The sequence below is a fragment of the Pseudozobellia sp. WGM2 genome (genome assembly GCF_017810075.1).
Taxonomy (GTDB): Bacteria; Bacteroidota; Bacteroidia; order Flavobacteriales; family Flavobacteriaceae; genus JADNYK01.
The window spans coordinates 1-577 of the sequence record NZ_JADNYK010000035.1 but is presented as its reverse complement, the minus strand read 5'-3'; the positions used below and the strand labels follow the sequence as shown (position 1 = coordinate 577).

Annotated in this window: 2 protein-coding genes; both read left to right on the top strand. The window is 34.3% G+C overall.

Translation table 11 applies throughout. From position 1 onward, the window contains the following. The coding region (locus tag IV512_RS19990; protein WP_209406464.1) for a phosphopantetheine-binding protein at positions 1-264 on the top strand (264 nt) is incomplete at its 5' end. A gap of 1 nt (position 265) precedes the next feature. Continuing rightward, positions 266-577 (top strand): hypothetical protein (locus IV512_RS19675; protein WP_209406462.1); only part of this gene is annotated, 312 nt, incomplete at its 3' end.

Sequence of the window (577 nt, the reverse complement as noted above, 5' to 3'; positions counted from 1 at the left end):
GAAAAACAACTGGCCGCCATATGGCAGGAGGTACTCGGAAGGGAAAAAATAGGAATAAAGGACGACTTCTTCGAACTGGGGGGACATAGCCTGAATGCTGCTCTAATCAAATCAAGAATTGATAAAAAATTTAATGTGAAAATCAACTTTACTGACTTCTTTTCAAATTCTAATATTGAATTCGTATCCATTTATATTAAATCTGTGAAGACTATCAATGAACCTTTTCATGAAACTGAAAAAGACAATAGTTTAATTTTCTAAAATGAAAGAAATACTAAAGTTTATATCAGTATTAAAAGAAAAAGGAATTTTTCTAAGATTAGAAGCTGATAAAATCCATTTACGTTTAGTGGGTAACACAAATTTATTTTCTTATAAAGAAAAAGATTTTCTTATAAAGAATAAACAATCGATTATTGAATTTATATCAAAAAACACCTATTTAAATTCATCTGATATAATAGCCACAATTACAACAAGCCGGGACAACGGTTATCCCATCTCCGACGCGCAGCGCCGGATCTGGGTCCTGAGCCAGTTCCGGGGCGGCAGCGTCACCTATAACATGCCCGGG